Source organism: Streptomyces olivochromogenes (genome assembly GCF_021538895.1).
Taxonomy (GTDB): Bacteria; Actinomycetota; Actinomycetes; order Streptomycetales; family Streptomycetaceae; genus Streptomyces; species Streptomyces olivochromogenes_A.
The window spans coordinates 1-990 of sequence record NZ_JADDRL010000267.1; the positions used below are offsets into that span (position 1 = coordinate 1).

1 protein-coding gene is annotated in these 990 nt (G+C 68.9%); it reads left to right on the plus strand.

Annotation, left to right across the window (positions count from 1 at the left end; all coding sequences use genetic code 11):
• The coding region (locus tag IPZ69_RS46735; protein ID WP_235461018.1) for an alpha/beta hydrolase family protein at positions 1 to 990 on the plus strand (990 nt) is incomplete at both ends.

Below are 990 nucleotides of genomic sequence, written 5' to 3' on the forward strand. Positions count from 1 at the left end.
GCCCGGGACGGGTTCTTGCGGGCGTCGAACTACTACCGGTCGGCGGAGTTCTTCCTGCACGGCAACCCCTGCGACCCGCGCCACGACCAGGCCTACGACCGCTCCGTGGAATGCTTCCAGGCCGCCGCGGCCCTCTACACCACCCCGCGCATCGAACCGGTCCGCATCCCGTACGAGGACACCACCCTGCCGGGTTACCTGTACCGGGTCGACGACTCCGGGACACCCCGGCCGACGCTGATCATGCACAACGGCTTCGACGGCACCACCGAGGAACTGCACTTCTTCGGGGCGATGGCCGGCGTGGAGCGCGGCTACACCGTGCTGGTCTTCGACGGCCCCGGCATGCCCGGCCCACGCCACCACGAGGGACTGGTCTTCCGCCCGGACTGGGAGAACGTCATCACCCCCGTCGTGGACTTCGCCGAGACCCTCCCAGACGTCGACAACAGCCGTATCGCGCTCCTGGGTCTCAGCATGGGCGGCATCCTCGCCCCCCGGGCCGCCGCCTTCGAACACCGCCTGGCCGCACTGATAGCCGTCGACGGCCTCTACGACCTCGGCCAGACCTCCGTCCGCAACATCCCCGGCACCCGACAGCAGGCCGAACGACTCCTGCGCGCCCAGGACGCACCCGAACTCGACGCCGCCTTCGAACACATCATGGCCGGCGACCCGATCGCCCGCTGGGCGATCAACCACGGCATGTACGTCATGGGCGTCGACACCCCCCGCGCCTTCAACGCCTCCTACCTCGACTACACCCTCGCCGACGGCATCGCCGAGCAGATCCAGTGCCCCACCCTCGTCTGCGACGCCACCGAGGACATGTTCTTCAAGGGCCAGCCCGAACAGCTCTACGCCCATCTGACCTGCCCCAAGACCCTGATGGTGTTCACCGCCGAAGAGGGCGCAGGCGCGCACTGCCACCCCGGCGCGATGCGTCTGTCCCAGGCCCGCATCTACGACTGGCTCGACGACACCCTCACC